The organism is Nitrobacter winogradskyi Nb-255 (assembly GCF_000012725.1).
Taxonomy (GTDB): Bacteria; Pseudomonadota; Alphaproteobacteria; order Rhizobiales; family Xanthobacteraceae; genus Nitrobacter; species Nitrobacter winogradskyi.
Map to the genome: position 1 here is coordinate 656,707 of NC_007406.1, position 26,919 is coordinate 683,625.

22 protein-coding genes and 1 riboswitch are annotated in these 26,919 nt (G+C 63.5%); of the genes, 8 read left to right on the plus strand and 14 right to left on the minus strand.

Annotated features, from left to right (window positions below; translation table 11 throughout):
* Window positions 1-149: 149 nt before the first annotated feature.
* From NWI_RS03035 to NWI_RS03045, 3 genes are read right to left on the minus strand one after another with little or no spacing between them, the layout of a single operon-like run.
* Window positions 150-1,085: a prephenate/arogenate dehydrogenase family protein gene (locus tag NWI_RS03035; protein WP_011313910.1), complete on the minus strand. Its 936-nt coding sequence runs from the start codon at window positions 1,083-1,085 to the stop codon at window positions 150-152.
* Window positions 1,082-2,179, minus strand: coding sequence for a histidinol-phosphate transaminase (gene hisC / locus NWI_RS03040; protein WP_011313911.1), 1,098 nt, complete (start codon window positions 2,177-2,179; stop codon window positions 1,082-1,084). Before hisC ends, NWI_RS03035 begins: the two co-directional genes overlap by 4 nt.
* A gap of 36 nt (window positions 2,180-2,215) precedes the next feature.
* Window positions 2,216-3,070 carry a chorismate mutase gene (locus NWI_RS03045; protein WP_011313912.1) on the minus strand — a complete coding sequence of 285 codons (855 nt, stop codon included), beginning with the start codon at window positions 3,068-3,070 and terminating at the stop codon, window positions 2,216-2,218.
* A gap of 149 nt (window positions 3,071-3,219) precedes the next feature.
* A riboswitch (SAM riboswitch) is annotated at window positions 3,220-3,299 on the plus strand.
* 92 nt (window positions 3,300-3,391) lie between these two features.
* Between NWI_RS03045 and metX the strand changes: the two genes are divergently transcribed.
* From metX to NWI_RS03060, 3 genes are all read left to right on the plus strand, one after another.
* A complete protein-coding gene (metX, locus tag NWI_RS03050) occupies window positions 3,392-4,591 on the plus strand; it encodes a homoserine O-acetyltransferase MetX (protein WP_011313913.1) in 1,200 nt (399 codons plus the stop codon).
* A 1-nt stretch (window position 4,592) separates the two neighbouring features.
* Entirely contained in the window at window positions 4,593-5,282 is a 690-nt protein-coding gene (gene metW / locus NWI_RS03055; protein WP_011313914.1) for a methionine biosynthesis protein MetW, read from the plus strand.
* A 327-nt stretch (window positions 5,283-5,609) separates the two neighbouring features.
* A complete protein-coding gene (locus tag NWI_RS03060) occupies window positions 5,610-6,236 on the plus strand; it encodes a TIGR02594 family protein (RefSeq protein WP_011313915.1) in 627 nt (208 codons plus the stop codon).
* Between the two features lie 68 nt (window positions 6,237-6,304).
* Here NWI_RS03060 and NWI_RS03065 read toward each other — a convergent pair whose 3' ends face one another.
* On the minus strand, window positions 6,305-7,081 hold the full coding sequence (locus NWI_RS03065) for an MOSC domain-containing protein (protein WP_011313916.1): 777 nt from the start codon (window positions 7,079-7,081) through the stop codon (window positions 6,305-6,307).
* Between the two features lie 216 nt (window positions 7,082-7,297).
* Here NWI_RS03065 and clpB point away from each other — a divergent pair, with 216 nt between their 5' ends.
* The 4 genes from clpB (at window position 7,298) to metB (ending at window position 15,247) form a co-directional block, all read left to right on the plus strand.
* The gene (clpB, locus tag NWI_RS03070; RefSeq protein ID WP_041344703.1) at window positions 7,298-9,934 is read left to right on the plus strand and encodes an ATP-dependent chaperone ClpB; all 2,637 of its coding nucleotides are present in this window, start codon (window positions 7,298-7,300) and stop codon (window positions 9,932-9,934) included.
* Between the two features lie 311 nt (window positions 9,935-10,245).
* Window positions 10,246-12,087, plus strand: coding sequence for an assimilatory sulfite reductase (NADPH) flavoprotein subunit (locus NWI_RS03075; protein ID WP_011313918.1), 1,842 nt, complete (start codon window positions 10,246-10,248; stop codon window positions 12,085-12,087).
* Between the two features lie 10 nt (window positions 12,088-12,097).
* Entirely contained in the window at window positions 12,098-13,828 is a 1,731-nt protein-coding gene (locus NWI_RS03080) for an NADPH-dependent assimilatory sulfite reductase hemoprotein subunit (RefSeq protein ID WP_011313919.1), read from the plus strand.
* A 234-nt stretch (window positions 13,829-14,062) separates the two neighbouring features.
* Window positions 14,063-15,247, plus strand: coding sequence for a cystathionine gamma-synthase (gene metB, locus NWI_RS03085; RefSeq protein WP_011313920.1), 1,185 nt, complete (start codon window positions 14,063-14,065; stop codon window positions 15,245-15,247).
* 230 nt (window positions 15,248-15,477) lie between these two features.
* Here metB and NWI_RS03090 read toward each other — a convergent pair whose 3' ends face one another.
* From NWI_RS03090 to NWI_RS03135, 10 genes are all read right to left on the minus strand, one after another.
* Complete coding sequence (locus NWI_RS03090; protein WP_011313921.1) at window positions 15,478-15,861, minus strand: BA14K family protein; 384 nt, start codon at window positions 15,859-15,861, stop codon at window positions 15,478-15,480.
* Between the two features lie 323 nt (window positions 15,862-16,184).
* Window positions 16,185-17,294: an ATP-dependent DNA helicase gene (locus tag NWI_RS03095; protein ID WP_011313922.1), complete on the minus strand. Its 1,110-nt coding sequence runs from the start codon at window positions 17,292-17,294 to the stop codon at window positions 16,185-16,187.
* 112 nt (window positions 17,295-17,406) lie between these two features.
* Window positions 17,407-18,786 carry a sigma-54-dependent transcriptional regulator FlbD gene (locus tag NWI_RS03100; protein WP_011313923.1) on the minus strand — a complete coding sequence of 460 codons (1,380 nt, stop codon included), beginning with the start codon at window positions 18,784-18,786 and terminating at the stop codon, window positions 17,407-17,409.
* A gap of 42 nt (window positions 18,787-18,828) precedes the next feature.
* Window positions 18,829-19,179 carry a flagellar motor switch protein FliN gene (gene fliN, locus NWI_RS03105; protein WP_011313924.1) on the minus strand — a complete coding sequence of 117 codons (351 nt, stop codon included), beginning with the start codon at window positions 19,177-19,179 and terminating at the stop codon, window positions 18,829-18,831.
* Window positions 19,169-19,822, minus strand: coding sequence for a FliH/SctL family protein (locus tag NWI_RS03110; RefSeq protein WP_011313925.1), 654 nt, complete (start codon window positions 19,820-19,822; stop codon window positions 19,169-19,171). The genes fliN and NWI_RS03110 overlap by 11 nt, the downstream gene beginning before the upstream one ends.
* A complete protein-coding gene (gene fliG / locus NWI_RS03115) occupies window positions 19,822-20,913 on the minus strand; it encodes a flagellar motor switch protein FliG (RefSeq protein ID WP_011313926.1) in 1,092 nt (363 codons plus the stop codon). The genes NWI_RS03110 and fliG overlap by 1 nt, the downstream gene beginning before the upstream one ends.
* A 6-nt stretch (window positions 20,914-20,919) precedes the next feature.
* Window positions 20,920-22,545, minus strand: coding sequence for a flagellar basal-body MS-ring/collar protein FliF (gene fliF, locus NWI_RS03120; protein WP_011313927.1), 1,626 nt, complete (start codon window positions 22,543-22,545; stop codon window positions 20,920-20,922).
* Between the two features lie 170 nt (window positions 22,546-22,715).
* Window positions 22,716-22,991: a DUF1153 domain-containing protein gene (locus NWI_RS03125; RefSeq protein WP_002714638.1), complete on the minus strand. Its 276-nt coding sequence runs from the start codon at window positions 22,989-22,991 to the stop codon at window positions 22,716-22,718.
* A gap of 184 nt (window positions 22,992-23,175) precedes the next feature.
* Window positions 23,176-23,868 (minus strand): flagellar hook assembly protein FlgD, encoded by a 693-nt coding sequence (locus tag NWI_RS03130; protein ID WP_011313928.1) that lies wholly within the window; start codon window positions 23,866-23,868, stop codon window positions 23,176-23,178.
* 10 nt (window positions 23,869-23,878) lie between these two features.
* Window positions 23,879-24,976, minus strand: a complete 1,098-nt coding sequence (locus tag NWI_RS03135) for a flagellar hook-length control protein FliK (protein ID WP_244374958.1) — start codon at window positions 24,974-24,976, stop codon at window positions 23,879-23,881.
* A gap of 734 nt (window positions 24,977-25,710) precedes the next feature.
* Here NWI_RS03135 and mnmA point away from each other — a divergent pair.
* Window positions 25,711-26,913, plus strand: a complete 1,203-nt coding sequence (gene mnmA, locus NWI_RS03140) for a tRNA 2-thiouridine(34) synthase MnmA (RefSeq protein ID WP_011313930.1) — start codon at window positions 25,711-25,713, stop codon at window positions 26,911-26,913.
* Window positions 26,914-26,919 lie beyond the last annotated feature (6 nt).

Below are 26,919 nucleotides of genomic sequence, written 5' to 3' on the forward strand. Positions count from 1 at the left end.
CACCTCGGCGATCATGCGCGGGCCCGACCTGCGTATCCATCATTCCTCGTAAAACGGGGCTCTATGATATGTTTTGACGCGTTTTCTTCACGCGAACAGGTCATCCATCCTCGGCTCATGCCCGAGGGCATGCTTTGCTCGAAAACGCTCTATGTCTTCTGGACATCGGTCTGCAGCCGTCCGAAATCGGGAGCCGCGGAATCCTGGCCGATCTCGACGATGCCGCGGCGGATCGCGCGGGTGCGGGTAAAGTGCTCGAAAAGCGCTTCGCCGTCGCCGCGGCGCATGGCGCGCGTCAGCTTGGAAAGATCCTCGTTGAAGGTGCCGAGCATTTCCAGCACCGCATCCTTGTTGGTCAGGAATACGTCGCGCCACATGGTGGGATCGGAGGCCGCGATACGCGTGAAGTCGCGGAAGCCGCCGGCGGAAAACTTCATCACCTCGGAGGATGTTACCTCGCCCAGTTCGTCCGCGGTGCCGACGATGGTGTAGGCGATCAGATGCGGCAGATGGCTGGTGATCGCCAGGACAAGGTCATGATGCTTGGGGGTCATGATCTCGACCCTGGCGCCGATCGCGGTCCAGAACGCGCGCAACCTGTCGACGGCGGCGGCGTCCGTTCCGTCCGGTGGCGTCAGGATGCACCAGCGGTTGATGAACAGTTCGGCAAAGCCGGAATCCGGGCCCGAATGCTCGGTGCCGGCCACGGGGTGCGCGGGCACGAAATGCACTTCGGCGGGCAAATGCGGGGCGATGTCGCGGACGACGGCACCCTTCACCGATCCGACGTCGGAGACGATGGCGCCCCGCTTGAGGTGAGGCGCGATCTGCTGCGCCACTGAACCGCACGCACCGACCGGAACGCAGAGGATCACGAGATCGGCGCCGTCAGTGGCTTCGGCGTTGGTGTCCACCACGCGATCGACGATGCCGAGCTCCATCACCCGCGCCCGCGTTTTGGCGGAGCGCGCCGTCGCGACGATCTCGCCGACAACGCCTCGCATACGCGCGGCGCGCGCGATCGAGCCGCCGATCAGGCCGAATCCGATCAGCGCGAGCCGCCCGAATAACGGTTCTGCGGTCATGTCCGCGCCATGAAGTCGCGCAAGCCGTCCGCGACCAGGCGGTTGGCTTCCTCGGTGCCGATGGTCATGCGCAGCGCATTCGGCAGGCAGTAATTGTCGAGCGCACGAAGCACGAGGCCGCGCCGGGTCAGGAACGCGTCAGCTTCGGACGCCGTCCTGCCCCTGGCGTCCGGGAAGTGGATCAGGATGAAGTTGGTCACGCTGGGCGTGACCTTGAGGCCGAGATTTGTCAATTCGTCCGTCAGCCAGCTGCGCCACTTTTCCGTATGCATGCGGGTCATCTGGACGTGCGCGGTGTCCTCGATCGCGGCCGCGGCCGCAAGCATGGCCGGCGTCGAGACGTTGAAGGGACCGCGAATCCGGTTCATCGCATCGACGATATGCGCCGGGCCGAACATCCAGCCGATCCGCAGCGCCGCGAGGCCGTGGATCTTGGAGAAAGTGTGCGTGAGCACGGTGTTTTCCGTCGTCGCCACCAGTTCGATGCCGAACTCGTAATCGTTGCGCGACACATAATCCGAATAGGCGCCGTCGAGCACCAGCAATACGTGCGGCGGCAGCCCCGCTCGCAGTCGCCTGATTTCGTCGAACGGCAGATAGGTGCCGGTCGGGTTGTTTGGATTGGCGAGCCAGACCATCTTGGTCTTCGGCGTGACCCGCTCGAGAATTGCGTCGATGTCGGCGGTGTAGCCGGTCTCCGGCGCGACGATGTTTGTCGCCCCGTTCGCCATGGTCGCGATCGGGTACACCAGAAAAGCGTGCGTGGTCGAAATCGCTTCGTCGCCGTGACTGAGAAAGGTGTGCGCCAGCAGGTTGAGGATCTCGTCCGAGCCCGCGCCGCAGATGATGCGGTCCGGATCGAGGCCGTAGGCGCGTCCGATGGCTGCGCGCAGAACGCGTGAGGTGCCTTCAGGATAGTCTTCAAGGTGAGCAACTGCATCGCGGTAAGCGTCCATCGCCTTCGGCGAGGGGCCGAACGGCGTTTCATTGGCCGACAGCTTGAACACTTTGCGGCCCGCCTCCGGCGCCGGACTCTTGCCGGGCGTGTAGGGTGCAATATCGAGAATGCCGGGATTCGGCACCGGTCGGGACATCATTTGCTCCGGACTATAGCGCGTTCGAGCGGGACATTACGGACGATCGGCCCCGCCGGACGAGGGCATCGTATAGCGCGTTGCGTGGCTGCCGACGAGAGCCGTCGAGCGCACCGACGCGCCGGCCTCGATCAGCGCGGATTTGATCGTGTCGAGGGTGGTGTCGCCCGTAATGGATACCAATAGCGCCGCGCCGTCGAAGGCGGTATCGGGCACGGCGACAATCTCGGCGAGCGGCGACAGGGTGCGGGCCGTATTGGCGTTCCAGCCGGAAACGCGCACGCTCCAGGTCTCCACTTCCGTGACCCGCGCATCGTCGGCAACTCGTGAGATCACGAACACCGGCAGCGCGGCCGGATGATCGGCGCGCTCGATGAAGGGCAGGCGGGCGATGATCCTCGGCGCGCCGTCGGCTTCCAGAGCAAGCCACCATGGCGTCCGGCTCGATGTCGCCGAGACGAGTCCGAGGTCGCCTTTCGCATTCGCCACCGCTTCCACGGCGGCCTGCGCATTGAAATGCGGCACGAAGGGTATGGTGAAGCCGAAATGAAAACGCGCGGAATCCCGCATCGCGGATTCGCCGAGCGACAGATCGGCATGCAGCGAGAACGGCGCCTGGACGTAGGTGAAGGTCGCGATGATAACGCGCCAGATGCTTTCGACGGTGTCGAGCGGCAGGATGCCGCGATGACGCTGCGCCAGCCGCCGCATCATGTCGGCCTCGCGCGCCGGCCGGAACGCTGAGCCGACCTCCTGGGTCTGCTTCACCGATATCAGGCGGTCGATGATGTCGCCGCGCCGCATCAGCAGGTTGTGAACCTGCTCGTCGATGGCGTCGATCTCCTTGCGCAGTTCCTGCAGGGATCGCGGCGCGGGGGAAGGCTTCGTCATGGATGCAACCTGTCGGCCGCATGGAGGAGCCTCGGCCAGCGGTCCGCTTCTAACATTCGTATCCCGTTTCAGCGAGCCTTGTTGCGAATGCAGAAAGCGATCACCAGCCGATCCGCTTCTTGACGAGAAGCGCGCCGCGGATTATTTTTCTCCTGTTCCGTGGTCATTTGAGCCGGCCGGCTTGCAGCCACGTTAAACAACTCGCTAAACAGGCCGGGGACAGCGAAATCCTGATCCCGGCCGAACCCAAGTTCGGGCCGGGTTTTTTGTGGCCTGCGATCCGGGGGCTTCCCGCAGCCTCCGGCGGAGGTCAGCGGCAGGATGGTGAAAGTGCAATCGATATCGGGCCCGGCTCACCCCGAGCATCGTGCCCAGGAAGCAGACCATCCTACCTCGCAGGTCGCGACGTTCGATACCGATCAACCGCTCCCGCTCGATTGCGGCGTCGATCTCGCGCCGTTCCAGATCGCCTACCAGACCTATGGCAAGCTCAATCCCGCGAAATCCAACGCCATCCTGATCTGCCATGCCCTCACCGGGGATCAGCATGTGGCCAACCCTCACCCGGTGACCGGAAAACCCGGCTGGTGGGTGACGCTGGTGGGGCCCGGCAAGCCGCTCGACACCAGCAGGTACTTCATTATCTGCTCCAACGTGATCGGTGGCTGCATGGGCTCGACCGGCCCCGCCTCGACCAATCCCGAGACCGGCAGGGTGTGGGGTCTGGACTTTCCCGTCATCACCATTCCCGACATGGTGCGCGCGCAGGCCATGCTGATCGACCGCCTGGGAATCGACACGCTGTTTTCGGTGGTCGGCGGCTCGATGGGCGGCATGCAGGTGCTGCAGTGGTGCGTGGCCTATCCAAAGCGGGTGTTTTCAGCGCTGCCGATCGCCTGCAGCACGCGCCACTCCGCGCAGAACATCGCGTTTCATGAACTGGGGCGGCAAGCGGTGATGGCCGATCCCGATTGGCGCGAGGGCCGTTATGTCGAGCAGGGCACCCATCCCCGCCGGGGTCTTGGCGTGGCGCGGATGGCCGCGCACATTACTTACCTGTCGGACGCGGCGCTGCATCGCAAGTTCGGGCGGCGGATGCAGGACCGCGAGCTGCCGACGTTCTCGTTCGATGCGGATTTCCAGGTGGAGAGCTATCTGCGCCACCAGGGATCGTCATTCGTCGAGCGCTTCGACGCCAACAGCTATCTCTATCTGACGCGGGCGATGGACTATTTCGATATCGCTGCCGATCATGACGGCGTGCTGGCCGCCGCGTTTCGCGGGACCCGCACCCGGTTCTGCGTGGTTTCGTTCACGAGCGACTGGTTGTTTCCGACCGCCGAATCGCGGGCGACCGTGCATGCGCTCAATGCCGGCGGCGCGCGGGTCTCCTTCGCCGAGATCGAGACCGATCGCGGCCATGACGCCTTCCTGCTTGACGTTCCCGAGTTCTTCGATATCGCGCATGCGTTTCTGGAATCGGCTGGAAAAACCCGTGGCCTGGCCGATGCGGAACGATGAGATGAGCGCGGAGCAGCCGTCCCTGCCGTTGGATGAGGTCGCTTCGCGGCCGGTCGACCGCTATCGCAGCGATCACCTCCTGTTGGCGGAGATGATCGAGCCCGGCTCAAAGGTCCTGGACGTCGGATGCGGCGACGGCGATCTCTTGCAACTGCTCGAGACGCGAGGCATCAGCGGCCGCGGCATCGAACTGTCGCGCGAGGGCGTCAATCGTTGTGTCGCCAAGGGTCTTGCCGTGGTGCAGGGCGACGCCGATACCGATCTCGTCAACTATCCCGACGACGCCTTCGATTACGTCATCCTGTCACAGACCCTGCAGGCCACGCGGCAGCCGAAAATGGTGCTGGAAAATCTGCTGCGGATCGGCCGCCGCGCCGTCGTGTCGTTTCCGAATTTCGGCTACTGGAAGATGCGTGTTCAGCTTCTGGTCGGCGGTCACATGCCGCGCACGGACAATCTGCCGGCGACATGGTACGACACGCCGAATATCCATTTTTGCACCATCAAGGATTTCGTCCAACTCTGCGACGAGATCAATGTGAAGATGGAACGTGCGGTCGCGCTTAATCTTTACGGCCGGCCGCTGCGGTTCAACGCGCCCTGGTGGTTCTGGAATATGTTCGGAGAACAGGGCGTGTTTCTGCTCAGCCGCGCGGAGAAGATCGCCAGAACTCCGGGACAGGACGAGTAGACGCCCTTTCGTCCAGTCCGTTCAAAACGGGGTTCGATCATCCGCGTGACGGTCGCGTTGCGACGCAGCAGGCAGAGCGGGCCTCGACCGCGCGACGGCTTGGACGACAAGTTGATCAAAAAATTCCATTTTAAGTCAATGATTTGGAAATATCGCGCTGCGGTGCGCAGTTATCGCAATGCAGATATGCGTTACGCGCAATGCAGGTATGACTTCAAAAAGCCCGATCATATGATTACAAGGCGCCCGCGTTTTTCCCAGCACGACAAAAGAGCGGATTTCACCGCGCAGCGGGTGGGAATAGGGAGGTGTCACAGGGGAGCATGAATGTTCCAGTTAGTTGCGTTGCGCTGGATGCCGCGTATTTTGGCACTGGCGGTTTGTTTCGTGGCTGTCGTTGCATTTGCGATGCCGGCCTCGGCAAGACCTTATCATCGCGCGGGGCATCACGCGCACGTTCATCATTATAAGCACCATCATCATATTCGCCGGCATTATGGGTATCGTCATCACCGATACCGCCACGCGCGGCGCTCTCACGCGCGCGGGTGGAGGAACGCCAGCGCCGCGCTTACGCCGAAGAGCGGATTTTCGGGCGGCGGTCTGGTCTCGAATATCGTTGCCGAAGCTCGCCGTTACATCGGGGGCAACCCGACCGGCCGTCGCCGGTTGTGGTGCGCGCGATTCATGAACATGGTTCTGAAGCGCGCCGGGCATCAGGGGACGGGCTCCGACATGGCGCGTTCGTTCGCGCATTACGGCCGCAGGGTTTCCGGCCCGCAGGTCGGCGCCATCGCCGTCATGACAAGACGCGGCGGCGGCGGTCATGTCGGCGTCGTCAGCGGCGTCGATCGGCGCGGCAACCCCATTGTCGTATCCGGCAATCATGGTCGCCGGGTCGCGGAGTCGGTTTATCCGCGCAGCCGCGTCTACGCCTATGTAGTGCCGCACTGAAGCGAAACGGCACGGACGTTGTCCGTGCCGTTTTACCTTTGCCTGGGACATGCTTTGCGCGAAACGCCCTATTCCCGAAACGTTTCGATTCCGTCCTCGATCCTGACCGTGCCGCCGGTAACGACTTCCGCATAGATTCCGCAGTCGCGATGTCCCAGCGTTCGCGCCAGCGCGTTCGGAATATCGAGATCGCGCGCGCCGGTTTCCGGGTCGACGTTGGTGGCCGTGCATCGGACGATCCGCTTGACTACCTTGAGCCTGATGTCTCCGATCGCGAGCGTGTGGCCGAGCCGGTCGAGTTCGCTCCAGGCCGGCCAGCCACGGACGTACAGGTTGGCGCGGAAGCGTAGCGGGTGAACCGGCTGACCCACCATTTGTTCGATCGCGGCGACGCTGTCGAGGTTGATGATCGAGACTACTTTTCTGGCGACGTCCGAAAAGCTGTGTCCGTTGCCGACGAGAACCCGAGGCGGTCCCTTTAGCTCTTGCGCGAAGGTCGTAGCGAAGAACCGTTCAATCGCGGCGCGGCCCTCCACTGTACCGAGGTCGGCGCGCGCCGCCTCCTCGCCGCCGGTCAGGATTGTCAGGACCCGGCTGGCGTCGTCATAGCGGCTTTCGAGCGTGGCGAGCCGCTCGTCGCGCATCAGCATCAGAAACCTGGACTTTGGAAAATACCGGGGCGCGGCAGGATCGAATCCGGTCGGACCGTTCTCGATCGCATAGGAACGGTCACCGGGAACGGTCCCGCCGGGGGTCAGGGTCGTGTGTCGCAGAGGCTCGGCGGACAGGCCTTTGACGGGATAGCGGTAAAGCGCCGCAACGGTTGCCTTGGAAGATCCGGACATGACGCTCCTTACAAGATTCTCGCGAGGCTTGTCATCGACGCTATCTCAAACGCCCTTCATTTTCCGGGAGGCTGTTCCTACATCTGCCGCAGGCCGAATTGAACGATCCGGCGAGCCGGTCGCTGCCGGTTGAGGAATGTCAATGCGGCCGGCGTATGCAACGAGGATGCTGCTTCTGTGCTTTCGGGGCAGGGGCGGCAGGCCGGGGAGACTCACATGAACATTGAAAAATATACCGAGCGGGTGCGCGGGTTCATCCAGTCGGCGCAATCGCTGGCGATGCGTGAAGGCCATCAGCAGTTTACACCGCTCCATATTCTGAAGGTGCTGCTTGATGACAGCGAAGGTCTGGCGGGAAGCCTGATCGACCGCGCCGGCGGCAATTCGCGCGCGATCCTGAAGGCGACGGAAGCCGCTCTCGACAAGATGCCGAAGGTGTCAGGCGCCGGGGCGGGCCAGATTTATCTCGCGCCGGCGACGGCGCGCGCGTTCGATGCCGCGGAGCAGGCGGCCGGGAAGGCCGGCGACAGCTTCGTTACCGTCGAACGGCTGTTGCAGTCCCTGTCGCTCGACGCGGATAGCGACGCGTTCAAATTGCTGAAGGACGGCGGGGTCACGCCGCAGAACCTCAACGCGGCGATCAACGCGCTGCGCAAAGGGCGGACCGCGGATAGCGCCACGGCGGAAAACGCCTATGACGCGTTGAAGAAATACGCCCGCGATCTGACCCAGGCGGCGCGCGAGGGCAAGCTCGATCCGGTGATCGGCCGCGACGAGGAGATCCGCCGCACCATCCAGGTGCTGTCGCGGCGCACCAAGAACAATCCGGTGCTGATCGGCGAGCCCGGCGTCGGCAAGACCGCGATCGCGGAGGGACTGGCGCTGCGTATCGTCAACGGCGATGTGCCGGAGAGCCTCAAGGACAAGAAGCTGCTCGCGCTCGACCTCGGGTCGATGATCGCGGGCGCGAAGTACCGCGGCGAGTTCGAGGAGCGGCTCAAGGCGGTGCTGCAGGAGGTGACCTCCGCCGATGGCGGCATCGTCCTGTTCATCGATGAGATGCACACGCTGATCGGCGCCGGCAAGGCTGATGGCGCCATGGACGCCTCCAACCTGCTGAAGCCTGCGCTGGCGCGCGGCGAACTGCATTGCGTCGGAGCGACCACGCTCGACGAGTATCGCAAGCATGTCGAGAAGGATGCGGCGCTGGCCAGGCGCTTTCAGCCGATCTTCGTGTCCGAGCCGACGGTCGAGGATACGGTCTCGATCCTGCGCGGTCTCAAGGACAAGTACGAGCAACATCACGGCGTCCGCATCGCCGATAGCGCGCTGGTCGCGGCCGCCACGCTCTCTCACCGTTATATCACCGATCGTTTCCTGCCTGACAAGGCGATCGATCTGGTGGATGAGGCGGCGGCGCGGCTCAAGATGCAGGTCGACTCCAAGCCGGAAGAACTCGATTCGCTCGACCGCGAGATCGTGCGGCTGAAGATCGAGCAGGAGGCGCTGAAGAAGGAGAGCGACGCCGGCTCCAGAACGCGTCTTGAGAACCTCGAGAAGGAACTGGCCGATCTGGAGAAGCGGTCGGCGGACCTGACCTCGCGCTGGAACGCCGAGAAGAACAAGCTGTCTGATGCCGCGAGGCTCAAGAGCGAACTCGATCAGGCGCGGATCGAACTCGCCAACGCGCAACGGCGCGGCGAATATCAGATAGCCGGCGAACTGGCCTATGGGCGGATTCCCGAACTCGAAAAGCGTCTGCAGAGTATCGAGGCCGGCGAAAGCAATACGATGATGAATGAAACCGTGACGGCGGACAGCATCGCTCAGGTGGTGTCACGCTGGACCGGCGTTCCCGTCGACAAGATGCTCGAGGGCGAGAAGGAGAAGCTGCTGCGCATGGAGGAAAGCTTGGCGGCGCGCGTCGTGGGGCAGGGTGAAGCCGTGCGGGCGGTGTCAACGGCGGTGCGGCGTGCCCGCGCCGGTTTGCAGGACCCCAACCGTCCGATGGGTTCGTTCATGTTCCTGGGACCGACCGGCGTCGGCAAAACCGAACTGACCAAGGCGCTCGCCGCCTATCTGTTCGACGATGAGACGGCGATGGTCCGCATCGACATGTCGGAATACATGGAGAAGCACTCGGTGGCGCGGCTGATCGGCGCGCCTCCCGGCTATGTCGGTTACGACGAGGGCGGCGCGCTGACCGAGGCGGTGCGGCGTCGTCCCTATCAGGTCGTGCTGTTCGACGAGATCGAGAAGGCGCATCCGGACGTGTTCAACGTGCTGTTGCAGGTGCTCGACGACGGCCGCCTGACCGACGGACAGGGCCGCACCGTGGATTTCCGCAACACGCTGATCATCATGACATCGAACCTCGGTTCGGAATTCCTGGTCAATCAACCCGAAGGGGAAGACACCGGCGCGGTGCGCGAGCAGGTGATGGAGATGGTGCGCGGGCATTTCCGTCCCGAATTCCTCAACCGCGTCGACGAGATCATCCTGTTTCATCGGTTGCAGAAGAGCGAGATGGGCCGGATCGTGGAAATTCAGTTCTCGAGGCTGCAAAAGCTGCTGGAGGATCGCAAGATCGTGCTCGATCTCGACTCCGCGGCGCGCGACCGGCTGGCCGAGAAAGGCTGGGATCCCGCCTACGGCGCGCGGCCGCTCAAGCGCGTGATCCAGCGCAGCGTGCAGGATCCGCTGGCTGAAATGATCCTGGCGGGCGCCGTCCGCGACGGCGACCGGGTCGTGATTTCAGCCAGGGACGGCGTACTCACATTCAATGGCGAGGCGCCGCCGGCGGCTGATATCGAGCCATTCTCGCGGCCGGTGCCCAGGCGCAAGCTGCACTGAGGCGCGCCTGTTCAAGCCTTCCTGCGCCCGCAGGAGGCTTGACGCCGCCGTCACGCGAATCTCATGAATGCTCCCAGTGCAATTCTAAAAAAGGCCGATATTGTGAAATAATCATTTCGTTCTGGCCGCTCATGGAAGGGTATTATTCTTTGTTCTCAATAATGCTTGTTTTCTTTGGCGAACCAGCCCTATTCAAAGGGCCGAATTGTCGAAACGGATGCAGAGGCTTTCCATTTCGTGCGGCGTCTCGACCAGACCTGTGAAGTGTCAATCGCGGCGGCCGGCAGTTCGCTCCCGAGGTTTTGCTTGCGATGACAAAATTGGAATTTCCAGGTTCAGCACTCACGACGGATCAGTGGACGCAGGTCAACCAGCTCGCGACGTCTCTCAGTCATGAACAGGCGATCTGGATCAGCGGCTATTTCGCGGGTCTCAGCCATCGGGCCCGGGCTGGCGCTGCGGCCACGGAAATCGTGGAGCTTGCACCGCCTTCGCAGGTCGGCGCCGACGGCGCTGCTGCGACGCGGCTCCTGACGGTCCTGTTCGCAAGCGAGACCGGAAACAGCAAGACCCTCGCTAAAGCGCTGGTCGAAAAGGCCGCGGCCCAGGGAATCCAGGCGCGTCTCGCCGATATGGCTGAGTACAAGACGCGCGGCCTCAAGGACGAGCAGGATCTGCTCGTCATCACCAGCACTCACGGCGAGGGCGATGCCCCGCAGACCGCCGTCGGTTTCTTTGAATTTCTGGAGAGCCGCAAGGCTCCCAAGCTGCCGCAACTGCGTTACGCGGTGCTGGCGCTGGGCGATTCGACCTACGAGAAATACTGCGAGGCGGGCAAGCGGGTCGACCGGCGGCTCGAAGAACTGGGGGCGCAACGGCTCGCCGATCGTGTCGACTGCGATGTCGATTACGAGGATGCCGCCGATGCGTGGATCGCATCGGTCGTCACCAAGCTTGCGCCGGCCGCGCAGGCGCCTGCCTCCGCTCCGGGTGCATCGGCGGCGACGATGCGGAGCGGTGCGCCGTCGCCTGCGACATTCGATAAAAAGAATCCGTTTCAGGCCGCGGTCATCGACAATATCGTGCTGACGGGACGCGGATCGACCAAGGAAACGCGCCATATCGAGTTGTCGCTGGCGGATTCGGGTTTGACCTATCAGCCCGGCGATGCGCTCGGCGTGGTGCCGCGTAACGATCCGGCGCTGGTGGAAGCCATACTTGAGAAACTGTCGCTGTCCGCCGACGCTCCTGTCACGGTGAAGCAGGGTACGATAAGCCTTGGTGAGGCGCTGAGCGGCACATTCGAGATCACGGCGCTCACGCCGCGCTTTCTGGATCTTTGGTCCGAACTCACGGGCTCCGATGAACTGCAGGCGTTGCGCGCGCCCGATCAGAAGGAGGCGCGCGCGGCCTTCCAGCACAACTATCACATTCTGGATGTCATCGGCCGTTTTCCGGCCCCCGGCATCGATGCCGCGCGGCTCGTCGCGGGTCTCAGGCCGTTGCAGCCGCGGCTTTATTCGATCGCTTCGAGCCTTGCCGCCGCCCCGGACGAGGCGCATCTTACGGTCAGCACGGTGCGCTATACGCTGCACGACCTGCCGCGCACCGGCGTCGCATCCGGCTATCTTGCCGCGCGTACCGAGGCGGACGCCACGGTTCCGGTCTACATCCAGTCCAACGATCACTTCCATCTGCCGGATGACGATGTGCCGATCCTGATGATCGGCGCGGGCACCGGCGTCGCGCCGTATCGTGCTTTCATGCAGGAGCGTGAAGCCAGCGGCGCATCCGGCCGGTCATGGCTGTTTTTCGGCGAACGCAATTTCCGCAGCGACTTCCTCTATCAGGTCGAGTGGCAGGAACTGCTCAAGAATGGCGTGCTGAGCCGGCTCGATCTGGCGTTCTCGCGGGATGCCGCGCCCAAGACCTATGTGCAGGATCGCCTGCGCCGCCAGGGCCGTGATGTTTACGCATGGCTCGAGGAAGGCGCGTATGTCTACGTCTGCGGCGACAGCGCCCACATGGCGCCTGACGTTCACGCGGCGTTGACCGAGATCGTCGCCGAACATGGCGGCCTCGATCGCGAGGAGGCGGGCGCCTATCTCTCGGCGCTGCAGCGTGATCGCCGTTATCGGCTCGACGTTTATTGAGGCCAGTTTGGTGGACGCAAAGACACAACCCGATCGCAGCCGCGATGTCTCCCAGCCGCTCGACAAGCTCGGACCGGATGAAACGCTGAAGGCCAACAGCGACTATCTGCGTGGCACGATCAAGCAGAGTCTGGCCGACGAGATCACGTCGGCGGTGACGGCGAACGACGCCAAGCTGATGAAGTTCTTCGGAATTTATCAGCAGGATGACCGGGATATCCGCGACGAGCGACGGCGTCAGAAGCTGGAGGCGGCGTTCTCGTTCATGGTGCGGGTGCGGCTGCCGGGCGGCGTGTGCAGTCCCGGCCAGTGGCTGAAACTCGACGAGCTGGCGCGCAACTACGCGGGCGACACGCTGCGGCTGACCACGCGCCAGACGTTCCAGTTCCATCGCGTTATGAAGCACAACCTGCGCAGCCTGATCCAGGGGCTGCGCGATATCCTGCTCGACACCAGGGCGGCCTGCGGCGACGACACCCGTGGCGTCATGAGCACCGTCAATCCGGACCTGTCGAAGCTGCACGCCGAGGTTTATGCGCTCGCCAAGCGAGCGAGCGACCATGCGGTGCACAGGACCGGCGCCTACAAGGAAATCTGGTACGAAGCCGAGCGCGAGCAAACCGATGGGCCGGAGGAGCCTTTCTACGGACGCACCTATATGCCGCGGAAGTTCAAGATCGGCTTCGCGATTCCGCCCAGCAACGATATCGACGTCTACGGCCAGGATCTCGGCTTCATCGCCATCGCGCATCGCGGCAAGCTGAAGGGCTTCAACGTCGCCATCGGCGGCGGCCTTGGCCGGACCGATCAGTCGCCGAAGACCTATCCGCGACTGGCCAGCGTGATCGGCTATATCGACGCGGACAAGCTGTTTCCGACAATCGACGCGGTGATGTCGGTCCAGCGCGATTACGGCGACCGTCTCGACCGCTTGCACGCTCGCTTCAAGTACACCATCGACGAAAAGGGCATCGACTGGATCAAGGCGGAAACCGAACGCCGTCTCGGTTTCGCACTCAAGCCCGAGCAGCCCTACACCTTCACCTCGAACGGTGATCCGCTCGGCTGGGTCAAGGGCGAGGATGGTCGCGAGCATTGCGCCCTGTTCATCCAGAACGGCCGCGTGATCAATACGCCGGACCATCCGATGATGGATGGCTTGCGGGCCATCGCGCAGGTCCACAAGGGTATGTTCCGCGTCACGCCGAACCAGAATCTCATCATTGCCGACATCGCCTCCAGGGATCGGCCCGAAATCGAGGCGCTGATGAAGGAATACGGGCTCGATCAATTTGAGACCCGCAGCGGCTTGCGCCTCAACTCGATGGCCTGCGTCGCGCTGCCGACATGCGGTCTGGCGATGGCCGAAAGCGAGCGCTATCTCCCGGATCTCCTCACCAAGATCGAGGCGATTCTCAACACTTACGGACTGACGGACGACCCGATCACCATCCGGATGACCGGATGCCCCAACGGCTGCGCGCGTCCCTATATCGCCGAGATCGGCCTCACCGGCCGCGCGCCCGGCAAGTACAATCTCTATCTCGGCGGCGGCTTCCACGGCGAGCGGCTCAACAAGATGTATCTGGAGAATGTCGGGGAGCCCGCGATTCTGGAGGCGCTCGACAAGACGCTCGGCCATTATGCCCGCGACCGCAAGCCCGGCGAGCACTTCGGCGATTTCGCCATTCGCGCCGGCTATGTCGTCGAGGTCAAGGAAGGGCGGTTCTTCAACGATTGAGCTGGGGCCTGTGACTGGTTTCCGCGAACCGGCTTTTGTTCTCGAAGCGAGAAGATAGCGCTGTCCTATAACGACGCACACTCTTTGTGATCCATGCGCCGCGAACTGCGCCGGCGTTCCGGAATCGTTGTGTTTCGACGGAAGTGCTTTAAATAGGCCGAGACCGGCCGGCCGTGATATCCTGAACGGAATCGTCGCGGGTCCTCGCATTTTCATCGAAAGTCCACGAACGTTATGTCCGAATCCATGAATCCGAGAACTGTCGCGGCCGCAAACGGCATCGCGGCGGAAGATACTTTCGGAGCGGTGACGCCGCCGATCTGTCTGTCGAGCACTTTCACCTGGCCCGGATTCGGGCGCAAGGGTCCGCACGATTATACCCGCACCAGTAATCCCACGCGGACGCTGCTGGCGGATACCCTCGCCAAGCTCGAGGGTGGGGCGGGCGCGGTGGTGGTGTCCTCGGGCATGGCGGCGATCGATCTGGTGCTGTCGCAACTCTCGAGCGACGATATCGTGATCGTGCCGCATGATTGTTACGGCGGCACTCACCGTCTGCTTCTGAACCGCCGTGACCGGGGTCACTTCAAGGTGCGCTTTGTTGATCAGAACGATCAGGCGGCGCTGGCGTCCGCCTTGAAGGAAAAGCCCAGGCTCGTCCTGATCGAGACCCCGAGCAATCCCCTGATGCGCATCGTCGATATCCGGGCGATTGTCGCTCAGGCGAGAACGGTCGGCGCCAAGGTTGCCGTTGACAATACCTTTCTGTCGCCCGCGTTGCAGCGGCCGATCGCGCTGGGCGCCGATTTCGTCATTCATTCAACCACGAAGTATCTCAACGGCCATTCGGACATCGTCGGCGGCGCCGTGATCGCAGCCGATCCCGCTGACGTTGAGGCGTTGGAGACCTGGGCCAATATCGTTGGCACGACGGGAGCGCCGTTCGATTCCTTCCTGGCGCTTCGAGGCATCCGCACGCTGTTTCCCCGCGTGGAGTGCCAGCAACGCAATGCGCAAGCAGTTGCCGAGTTTCTCCTTTCTCATCCTCTTGTCGCCGCCTGTCACTATCCGGGGCTGCCGTCGCATCCGGGGCATGCCGTCGCCAAAGCCCAGCAATCCGGCTTTGGCGCGATGCTCAGTTTCGAACTGAAAGGAGGCGAGGTGGAAGCTGGCCGCTTCGTCGAGGCGGTGCGGCTTTTCTGTTTCGCGGAATCGCTCGGCGGCACCGAGAGCCTGGTGGCTCACCCGGCCACGATGACCCATGCCGGAATGTCGGACGAGGCGCGCAAGGCCGCCGGGATCACCAGCGGTCTTATCCGGCTTTCGATCGGACTGGAGGATGCCGCTGATCTGATCGCCGATCTTGATCAGGCTCTTGCCGCGATCGATCGATCGGTTCGATCAAAGGCGAGCGCCTGAATCGCGACGTCCGTCCTCAGGACAAACACGCAAGAAAAACGCGGAGCCGGTTGGCTCCGCGGCAGATCACTCGGACGCGAGCGGCGATATCGCATTTTCGAGCAAGGCATGACATCCTCGGGCTTGACCCTGGGACGGGCACCTGTTCTCCAGAAGAAAAGGCGCCTGATCAAAAAGAGGTCGCTCCTGATTGAATCAGAAGCGACTGCTTTTTCCCTCGAATCGCGGCGTTATGGGCAGGGGTGACGATAGCCGTCCGTGCCGAGATAGGTTCCGGACCTGGGGTCGTAGGAACGGAAGCGCTGCGCGCAATAGGCCATGTTCTGTTGCGCCGCCGCAGCAGCATTGGCCTGACCGGCTGCAATCGCGCCGCCGACAATGGCGCCAGCCGCCAGGCCGCCGATCAACGCTCCGGCGCCCCCTCCGTAACCCCGACCATAATACCCAGGGCCATAGTACCCGCGACGATAATACTGAACGGTTTCGATCGAGGACGGACCAGCCGTGCTCACGCCTGATTGAGCCATGAGCGGTGCCGCGGTCGCCGGAACGGAAAACGTGAGCGCAACGGAACCGGCGAACAGGGCCGTCAACAGAATTTTCGATCGCATCATTCAAGCTCCTCAACGGTGGGTATTATGGCCGAGACATGACTCGAAGGGATTTGTTCAGAATGTCACGTGCTCAAAGTGTCACATGCTCGTGATGTTAAGCGTCACATGCTCGTGACGTTACAAGCCGGCGGGGCTCCGGGGTGCCTCGGGGTCCGTAATTTCATGTGACCGATCATTGCATTGTGTTAGTGCCCGAAGATCGCCTTACGGTTCATTTTCTTAGTTCGATGATGGCATGAAGGCAAGCTGGCCCGTTCGAGCGAATTCTCCGCGACGGCTTGCGTGGATCGTGCGCGATGCGGCCGTGCTGTCCGGATGAACCGTTACACCACGACGCTCAGCCGCTTTGCCGCGCGTGTGATGCCCGTGTACAGCCATCGCGCGCGGCTGTCCTGAAATGCGAAGCTCTCGTCGAACAGAACGACGTCGTCCCATTGCGACCCCTGCGATTTATGCACCGTCAGGACGTAGCCGTAGTCGAACTCGTCGTAAGGTTTGCGCTGCTCCCACGGAATATCCTCGATGCCTCCGGCGAAGCAGTCCTGTCGTACCGAGACCTTCGTTACCTTGTGCGCAAACTCCTCATCGGGCGACAGCCGCATCGTGATGATCTTTGACCTTGAGACAGCGCGCGCCTTCACACGCCACAGTCCGCCGTTAAAGAGCGCCTTCTTGCGGTTGTTGCGCAGACAGACCAGCTTGTCGCCCGCCACCGGCAGCGGATCCTCGATGTTCTGCCGTTGCCGCATCCGCATGTTGTAGGCGCGACGGGTGTTGTTGCGCCCGACGAGCACCTGATCGGCATCCATCACGCGCGCGGGATCGAGTTCGCTGCGCGGCACCACCTCGCTTTCGCCGTAGCGGCCGATGTCGAGCTCGCGGCCCTCGCGTACATCCATGGACATGCGCACGATCGGGTCGTCCTTCGCCTGCCGGTGCACCTCGGTGAGCATCGCGTCCGGGGAGGCGTTGGTGAAGAAGCCGGCGCCCTGGATCGGCGGCAATTGCGCGGGATCGCCCAGCACGAGCAGAGGACAGTCGAACGACATCAGGTCGCGGCCCAGCTCCGCATCGACCATCGAGCATTCGTCGATCACGATCAGCCTGGCCTTCGAGGCGGGCGCGTCGTCCCACAGTTCGAAGCTCGGCTGCTCCTCGCCGGATTCGCGGGTGCGGTAGATCAGCGAATGAATCGTCGATGCGCCCCCGCAGCCCTTGTTGCGCATCACCAGCGCGGCCTTGCCGGTGAAAGCCGCGAACTTGACCTCTCCATCGACGCCGTCAGCGATATGACGCGCCAGCGTGGTCTTGCCGGTTCCGGCATAGCCGAACAGGCGAAAGACGGCGGGCGTGCCGTTCCTGCCGGGTTTGGCTTTGAGCCAGTCGGCGACGGCTTTCAGCGCTGTATCCTGATGCGGCGTGAAGGAGGTCATGATCTCGAAGCGTGGGGGAGCCGGCGGGGCGATGCCGCGACTCGCGATCTTCGAAAGCTAACCATTCGCGGAGCGAGCGCAAGGCGCCTTGCCCTGCTCTGCATTCGGATTGTCAGGCCGTCGCTATGAATGCGCGGTGGTCGCTGTTACCGGCGGGCGTGATCGCGATGCCGTCGTCGGCGTATTCGTTCAGCTTGTTGCGCAGGGTGCGGATCGAGATGCCGAGGATGTTGGCGGCATGAGTCCGGTTGCCGAGGCAATGCTTCAGCGTTTCAAGGATCAGGTCGCGCTCGACATTGGCGACGGTGCGGCCGACCAGCGCGCGCGTCACCTGCTCCGCGGCGAGCGTGGCATGGGCCACGGCCGGCGCGGTCCTGATGAGATCGAGACGGTCGCCCTCCGGCGTCAGGATGGCGTCGGCGCCGATTTCGTCGCCATTGGCCATCAGCACCGCGCGGTGGATGGTGTTTTCCAGCTCGCGGACATTACCCTGCCAGCGGTTGGCGCTCAGCACGCGCCGCGCGTCCGCCGAAAGCGGGCGTGCCGGCACGCCGTTGGCCGCGGCATATTTCCTGATGAAATGCTGCGCCAGTTCGATAATGTCCGCGGGACGCTCGCGGAGCGGCGGTATCTTCAGGTTGACGACATTGAGGCGGAACAGCAGATCCTCGCGGAAGGTGCCCTGCCGCACGGCGTCCGCAAGGTTGCGGTTGGAGGTCGCGATGATGCGGATATCCACCGGCACCGGCCGGGCGCCGCCGACCCGGTCGATCACCCGTTCCTGGATCGCGCGCAGCAGCTTTGACTGAAGCCGGACGTCCATTTCGGATATTTCGTCGAGCAGCAGCGTGCCGCCGCTGGCCTCCTCGAATTTGCCGATCCGGCGCGCGATGGCCCCGGTGAACGCGCCTTTCTCATGGCCGAACAGTTCGGATTCCAGCAGGTGCTCGGGGATCGCCGCGCAGTTGATCGAGATGAACGGCCGTTTGGCCCGGTTCGAGCGCGCGTGAACATGGCGCGCCAGGACTTCCTTTCCGGTCCCGGATTCGCCGGTGATCATGACAGAAGCGTCGGAGCCTGCGATCTGCTGCGCCAGCTTGATGACCCTGGCCATCGCCTCGTCGCGGTAGACCAGATCGCGGGAATCGTTCGCCACCGCGGCGAGGACCGCGGCGATCAGTTCCGGGTCCGGCGGCAGCGGGATGTATTCCTTGGCACCGGCGTGGATCGCCGCGACCGCCGCGCGCGCATCGCTGACGATGCCGCAGGCCACGATCGGAACGTGGATATGCTCCGCCTCGAGCCGGAGCACGAGGTCGCGGATATCGAGACCGACATCCACCAGCAGGAGATCGGCGCCCTTGCCGCCGCGCACCACCGCCATCGCCTGTTCGTTGCTCTCTGCGTGGGTGACGGAGGCGCCATTATCCATGGCGATCTTGGTGGCGGTCGTGAGCTGGCCTTTCAAGGAGCCAACAATGAGAAGCCGCATGATCTGCTCCTGTTAATATTCCCGTGCCCGTAGCGCTGGCGTTCAGGCTTTCTCGGCCTTGATGATTTCAGTCATGGTCACGCCGAGCTTGTCTTCCACGAGAACCACCTCGCCGCGCGCCACGAGCCGGTTGTTGACGTAGATATCGATGGCTTCCCCGACCCGCCTGTCGAGTTCCAGAACGCTGCCGGGCCCGAGCTTGAGCAGCGCGCCGACATCCATCCTGGAGCGGCCTAGCACGGCGGATACCTGGACGGGCACGTCGAACACCGCCTCGAGGTCGGAGGCGACCCGCGAGACCTGCTCGTCCTCGCTGTATCCGACGTCGTCGATCGACGGCGCGTCGGCGGCGTTGAGGTCGGGAAGCGGAACCTGGGTGTCGTTATCGCTCATTGTTCGCTACCATGCCTTCAGTACTGTTCGGTTTGCGCGACGCCATGTAGCCTCGCACCAGTTCGTCGATCCGGGTGTCGATATCAGCCCGTTCCAGCACGATCCCTCCGTCGGCCCATTCGATCCTGCAATCGCCGGTCGCGACGTCGGGCTCGGCGAGGATGACGAGTTGTCCGGTAAACCCGGTTTGCTTGGCCAGGCGCTCGATCTGATCGCGCGCCGCGTCGTAGAGTTGATCGTTGATCCGGACCACGAGGTGCGGCGTCGACACCAGATGCCGGACACTGTCGCGGACCAGCGCGATGATATCAGCCGATGGCTCGGCCGAGATCAGTGCGCCGCACAGCTTGCGCGCGACCGCAACCGCGACATCGACCGCTTCGGTCTCCATTCGCGCTTCGATGCCTGCGAATTGTTCGGCGACAGCCTTGATGTTTGCGGCGATGCCCTCCATCGCCGCCGCCATGCGGCGATCGCTCTGCACCCTGGCTTCGCGCTGCGCGGCATCGAAGCCCTTTTGATAGGCCGCCGCCTCGGCGGCAGCGATCCTCTGCGAAATCTCAAGAGCCGTCGGCGCCCGCTCCCTCGACTTATGAGGAGCCGAGAAGTCCGTATCGAACAGGAATTTCGCCGGAGCGCCCATCAGTAGACCAACTCGTCGTCGGCGCGGTTTTTCGAGAGCATGATCTCGCCCTTGGCCGCGAGGTCCTTGGCGAGATTGACGAGCAGCGCCTGCGCCTCATCGACGTCGCGCAGCCGCACCGGGCCAAGCGCCGCCATGTCGTCCATAAGCATCTTGGCGGCGCGCGTCGACATGTTGCCCATGAAGAAGGCGCGGACCTCTTCGTTGGCGCTCTTCAGCGCAATGCCGAGCTTGTCCTTGTCGACGTGCCGCATCAGGGTTTGCGCCGAGCCGGCATCGAGCTTCACCAGATCGTCGAAGGTGAACATCAGCGCCTTGATGCGTTCGGCGGCTTCGCGGTTTTCGTCTTCCAGCGCGGTGATGAAGCGGGTCTCGGTCTGGCGGTCGAAGTTGTTGAAGATTTCCGCCATCACCTCGTGAGCATCGCGGCGGCGGGTCTGTGACAGGTTGGACATGAATTCGCTGCGCAGCGTCTGTTCGACGCGCTCGATCACTTCCTTCTGCACCGCTTCCATCCTGAGCATGCGGCCGACCACATCGAGCGCCATGTCCTCGGGGAGGATGGCCAGCACCCGCGCGGCATGTTCGGGCTTCAGCTTCGACAGCACCACCGCGATGGTTTGCGGATATTCGTTCTTGAGATAGTTCGCGAGAACCTCCTCCTGAACGTTCGACAGCTTCTCCCACATGTTGCGACCGGCAGGGCCCCGGATCTCATCCATGATGCCGCTCACGCGTTCGGCGGGGAGGTATTGATTCAGAAGCCGCTCGGTCGCATCGAAATTACCCATCAGCGCTCCCGACGCCGACATCCGCGACACGAATTCAAGCAGCAGGTCCTCGACCACATCGGCCTCGACCGTGCCGAGGGTCGACATGGCCAGCGACAGATCGCGCACCTCGTCATCGTCCAGCATGGCCCACACCTTGCCGCCGTACTGTTCACCCAGCGCCAGCATCATCACGGCCGCCCGTTGCGGCCCGCTCATCGGCTTGGACCTGGGCCGGGCGCCTTGCCGGCTCGCAAGCGAGGCGACGACGCTGTTGATGTCGTTGGCGTTCTGGTTGGTGGTGGTTTGCGGGACGGTCATGTCGGGTTACGCGGGTTCGGCGAGCCATTGGCGGATGATGGAAGCGGTTTCGGCCGGGTTGCGCTCCGCCAGTTCACCGACCCGGTGCACCGACTGCGCATGGACCTGCCCCTGCACCTGGGCAACGTCGATCAGTTGCGCGGTGGCGTTGCTGCCGGGGATGAGATTTTGCCCGGTTTCCGTGGGTTGAGCGCTGGCGTCGGCCGGAACCGGGAGCGCGGCGGCCGGTTGCGCGCTGGGCGTGGCCGGCTCGGCGGCCAGGATGCGCTGGACCAGCGGGCGGATCACCATGAACGTCACCACGAGGCCAAGCAGCGCCATGACCCCGAGCTCGAAGACATACATCACGTCGTCCTTCGTCAGCGTCATCATTCCCAGCCATCCGGTCGGCTCGGCGAGCGGCACGACAACGGGCGGCTCGGCGAATTTGAGGTTGACGACCTCGACCTGGTCGCCGCGCTTCTGATCGAAACCGATCGCCGAGCGCACCAGCGTTGCGATGCGGTCGAGCTGTTCCTGGCTGCGTTCCTCGTAGACCATCTGGCCTTTGTCGTTCCTGGCATAGGCGCCGTCGACGAGAACGGCGACCGAAATGCGGTTGACGCGGCCTGCTTCGGTCACCTCGGTCTTGGTGGTCCGGGAAATCTCGTAGTTGTTGGTTTCCTCGCTCTTCTTGCTCTGGTCGCGCGCGGTGTTCGGATTGTCCGACGGCTGATTACCGGGCAGTTCGTTGTTGACCGTGACCTGGCCGTTATTGTCGGCCGTCAGGGAGGATTCCTCGCGGGTCTGGCTGGATCGCAGCACCCGTCCTTCCGGATCGAACTTGTCCGAGGTCTGGGTGATCTTGTTGTAATCGAAGTCGGCGGAGAGCTGGACGCGGGCGCGGCCGTTTCCGACCACCGACGATACGATCGCCTCGACCTGACTGCGCATGCGCTTTTCGAATGCGGCGCGTCGCTCGTCTCCGGACACGCCGTCGGCATCGGTCGCCGAGCCGTCGGCAAGCAACTGGCCGGTTTCGTCCACGATGGAGACCCGCTGCGGCTTCAGTCCGTTGACGGCGGAGGCGACGAGATGGCGGATGGCGCGAATCTGCTGCGGTTCGAGGCCGCCCCGGACGCGCAGGACGATCGAAGCCGAAGGCTGGGGCGCTTCGCGCGTGAAGAGCGGCCGCTCGGGCAGCACCAGATGGACGCGGGCGTCCTGAACGCGGTCGATGGCGCGGATGGTGCGCGCGAGTTCGCCTTCCAGCGCGCGCAGCCGATTGATGTTCTGGACGAAGCTGGTGGTGCCGAGCGCATCCGACTTGTCGAAAATCTCATAGCCGACGCCGCCGCCCTTGGGCAGGCCCGCCTCGGCGAGCTTCATCCGCAGCCGCGTCACCTTGTCCTTCGGCACCATGATCACGGCGCCGTCGTTACGAAGCTCGAAGGGAATGGCCTGGCGTTCGAGGTCCTTGATGATGCCGGAGGAGTCCTCGACGCTGAGATCGGTGAAGAGAGTCGTCATCTGCGGCGTCGTCACGCGCATGATGACGAACGCGAAGAAACCGATCAGCACGGCGGTGACCGCGACCATCGCCATCAGCCGGGATGCTCCCAGGCCTTTCAGAAATGCCAGCAGACCTTGCAACGAACCAGCCCCTTGGACCCGGTCCTGGAAGACCGGCTCGGCAAATATTGCCTACGGTATGGTTTCGATATGGTTAACGGTGGTTAAGACCCGTGACGAAATTGCAAAACAAAAGAACCGGCATTCGAATGAATGCCGGTTCTGAATGCGAAGCATCCTGAGGAGAAGCCCTACTGGCGATACTGCTGAATGCGGGTGGTGCGCAGCCCGGCAAGGCCATGCTGGTCGATCGAGAACTGCCACGACAGGAATTCATCGACGGTCAGTGTGTAGCGGCTGCAGGCTTCCTCCAGCGAGAGGAGTCCGCCGCGTACCGCGGCGACGACTTCGGCCTTGCGGCGGATGACCCAGCGTTTGGTCCCGGGCGCCGGCAGGTCCGCGATCGTTAGGGGACTGCCGTCGGGTCCGATAACGTATTTCACCCTCGGGCGGTGAGGTTCTGTCATGGCGTACTCACAAACTCTAAACCATTGAACTCGCCGACGAACCTACGCCCCGCGGCTTAAAATTTGCCTAAGTTCAGGGCTTCAATACGATTCTCCTTTGAAATGCCGTTCCGCACGCGGCGCCTGGCCGCGTGCCGGATCGCCCGGATAGGAGGATGAATGGACCGCCGTCAGCCACCCGCCGTCAATTCACGATGCGCCTGATCTGGTTGATGGTGTAGGTCTGGCCGCTGATCGACAGCAACGGAGGTGACTGGGTCAGATCGACGGAATTGACCTGGCCTTTAATCTGGGTCGAGACCCCGACCGGGTTTCCCGACGCATCGACAGCCGTCGCGGTCAACGTGTATTGGCCGTCGGGCCATTGGGTGCCGTCATTGCCGAGGCCGTTCCAGGAGAATGCCTGATCGTCGCCCGCATCGACGCCGTAAGAACCGGAGAAGACATTCTGGCCCGTGCTGCTCGCGATGTTGATCGTGAGAGTGGAGGCGGTCGGAATACCGAGATGCCACGTGACCGCATTGTTGGCCATGGTTGCGGTGCCGCCGTCGATCACGGCGTTCTTGCCGACGAAGTCGAGCGCCTGGGTGGCCTGCGTGGTCTGCTGCAGTGAGACCAGGTTCGAAAGCTGGTCGTTGGTCTTCAGTTGCTGCTCGACGCCTGCGAACTGGACGAGTTGTTGGGTGAACTGATTGGTATCCAGCGGGTCGAGCGGATTCTGGTTCTGCAATTGCGTCGTCAGCAGCGTAAGAAAAGTCTGGAAGTTGCCGGCCAGCGTACCGGTGCTGGATGTTGCCGATGAAGCGGCGGAGGAGGCAGGCTGCGCCGTTGCGCCGGACACCACCTGCTGAACCGCAGAACCCACTGACGTCGTCATCTCCGTCTCCTTAAACCCTGATGTCGAGGCCGCGATTCGATCCGAGGATCCGGCCATAATCCCGTCCGGCTGCTGCGACCGGGATATCCTCCTCCGTCACGACCAGATGGCGGTTATGACGGCCGGCGCCGTCACGCGCGTCGTGCTCCTGGGAGGATTGATCCCGCAGGCTGAACTGAAGGCCGCCGTCGCTCGTCCTCAGGCCGGCGTCCTGTAGCGCCCGCTGGAGGTGCGGCGCATCCTGCCGCAACATCGCAAGCGTTTCCGGCTTCTCCACCGTCAGATGCGAGGTCACCCGGCCCTGGCGATCGACGTCGAGACGGACATCGATGCGGCCGAGGTCGGCGGGGTCCAGCCGGATTTCGAAGCGGCTCCTGCCGCTCAGGGCCGTGACGGCGATCTGGACCGCAAGCCCGTTCAGCGGCACGGCCGCGCCGGTGGCCATCGCGACATTGTACTGCGGCGTCGCCGGGGTTGTGGCGTTGGATGTGGTCTGCGGCTGCGCAAGAGCACCGTTGATGTCCAAACCCTCGACCTGACCTGATTGCGGCTGCGCAGCCGCGGCGTCCGGAGCGCGGGCGGGATGCGGCGCGCTGGTCGCCGTTTGCGTGGAGAACGTGGCGGTCTCGGACGCAGCGTTCTTCGCGCTCTCGGCGGCATCATGCCTGTGATCGGCGAGAGCGGCGTCGTGCGGCGGGACGGGATCGCCGCCTGCCGCCGGCTGCGCCGGCAAGGCCGGCATATCCGGTTCGGGCTGGATCCCCGTGCTGACCGATGCCGTTGTTCCGCCCGGCGGCGCACGGTCGAGCGTCCCGGCTGCCTTCGCGGTGCCGGGCGCTGCTGTTGCGACCGCCGCCGCCAAGGCGCCTTCGGTCTGCATGACGGTCCGCAGCGCCTGACTGGTATCGGGCATCTCTTGAAGGACCGCCGCGGCGACGGCTTCGGTATCCGTCGCGAGGGTCGGGTCGATGCCGGCATTCGCGGGCGATGTCTCCGTCGTCCCGGTCTGCTGCGCCAGTGGCGCTTCCGCGGCGTCGGGTCCCGGATCGGCGGGGATTACCACGACAGGCGTCGCAACCGGCACGACCACCGCAGGCGGGGTTGCCATCGTCTCCGGTGAAGCGCCGGGGTCGGCCGTGTCCGAAACCTCCTGTGGAGGGTCGAAAGCATTTCCGGTCGGAGCGATTTCGGGATCGTCGTGTTTGGGCTCGTGGGGGGCTGCGGCGCTCGGTCGTTCCGCGCGCACGGAGGATTGCCGGATATCCCTGCCGGTTTCCACGGGATTTGACTGAGGCGGCGGGGCGGACGATGCTTGGAAGTTTCGGGGAACAGATGGACGTGCATTGAGCGGATCACGCGAATTCCCCGGCTGCACGACCGCGACATCCGAACCTTGCATGCTGGCATCGACCAGGGTTCCGAAAGCATCGCCGAACGGCCGGTCGCCGCGCTGAGAACTCGGTGGCGCGCTTTGTAAAGACACACTGGCGGTGGGTTCCGTCGTCACGCTACGCACAGCCAACCTCTTGCTGATAGAGTCGTCGAGGCAAGCAGCAAGGACCGGGCCATGTTGCGGGAGAGAAAATAATGATGACAACCAATGAGTTATAGAACCGGATGGGGTTGAATCCTCCGATCCGGACTGCTTTCTTTCTGCCCGGCGGCAAGATTTGCCGTTCGCGGTCGTCGTCTGGCCGTGATTGCCTCGCAGGAATACGGACTATATTAAAGGCTGGTCTTTCGGTTGGCTTGGACGGAGCGGAATCCGCTCCTGAACACTGAAAGGTTTCCGATTCGCAAGGCGGATGTGATCTTGCGCGGTCTCATGAATTGACGGGATCAATGCTCAACAGTCTGGATTTGGAAGGTCGTCCTCAGGACACCCGGGTCGTGGTCGCCATGTCGGGCGGCGTCGATTCGTCGGTGACGGCCGCGCTGTTGAAGTCGGAAGGGTACGACGTCGTCGGGATAACCCTGCAGCTTTACGATCATGGCGCCGCGACCCACCGCAAGGGCGCCTGCTGCGCCGGCCAGGACATTCATGACGCGCGAAACGTGGCGGCGCGGCTTGGCGTCCCGCACTATGTGCTGGATTACGAAAGCCGCTTCCGCGAAACCGTGATCGAGAATTTCGCGGACAGCTATGCGTCGGGCGAGACGCCGGTGCCTTGCATCGAATGCAACCGGCAGGTCAAATTCCGCGATCTGCTGGCCACCGCGCGCGAGCTTGGCGCGGCTGCGCTGGCGACGGGTCATTACGTCTCCTCGCGCCGTTTGGCCGATGGATCGCGCGCGCTGCTCTGCGCGGCGGACACTGACCGCGACCAGAGCTATTTCCTGTTCGCCACCACGAGGGAGCAGCTCGATTTTCTGCGCTTTCCGCTCGGCGATATGACCAAGCAGCAGACCCGCGAACTGGCGCGCCGCTTCGGTCTATCGGTCGCCGACAAACATGACAGCCAGGATATCTGCTTCGTGCCGACCGGCCGCTACACCGATATCATCAGCCGGTTGAAGCCGAACGCGATGGTATCAGGCGATATCGTCGATCTCGACGGGCATGTCATCGGCCACCACGAGGGTATCGTGCATTTCACGGTGGGACAGCGCCGCGGGCTCGGCATCGCTTCCGGCGCGCCGCTTTACGTTCTCAGTCTCGATGCCGCGAACCGGCGCGTGGTGGTGGGGCCGCGCGAGGCGCTCAAGATGCATCGTATCGTCCTGCGCGACGTCAACTGGATCGGCGATGGCGCGCTCGATCGCGCGATCGGCGCCGGGCTTGAGCTGTTCGTGCGGGTGCGCTCGACTCGCAGACCCCAGCCGGCATGGCTGCGCGTCGTCGACGGCCGCTACGAGGTCGAACTCGTCGCCGGCGAGGAGGGCGTATCGCCCGGTCAGGCCTGTGTCTTCTATGATGGGGCGGAAGGGCAGTCTCGCGTGCTCGGCGGCGGATTCATCGCGCGCGCCATGGCGCAGCGCGCCAACGAAGCCGCGGCTCAGAGCGGCACGCTGGCACAATCTTTCGCCGCCGAGTTGCGCGGGTAGGTATCC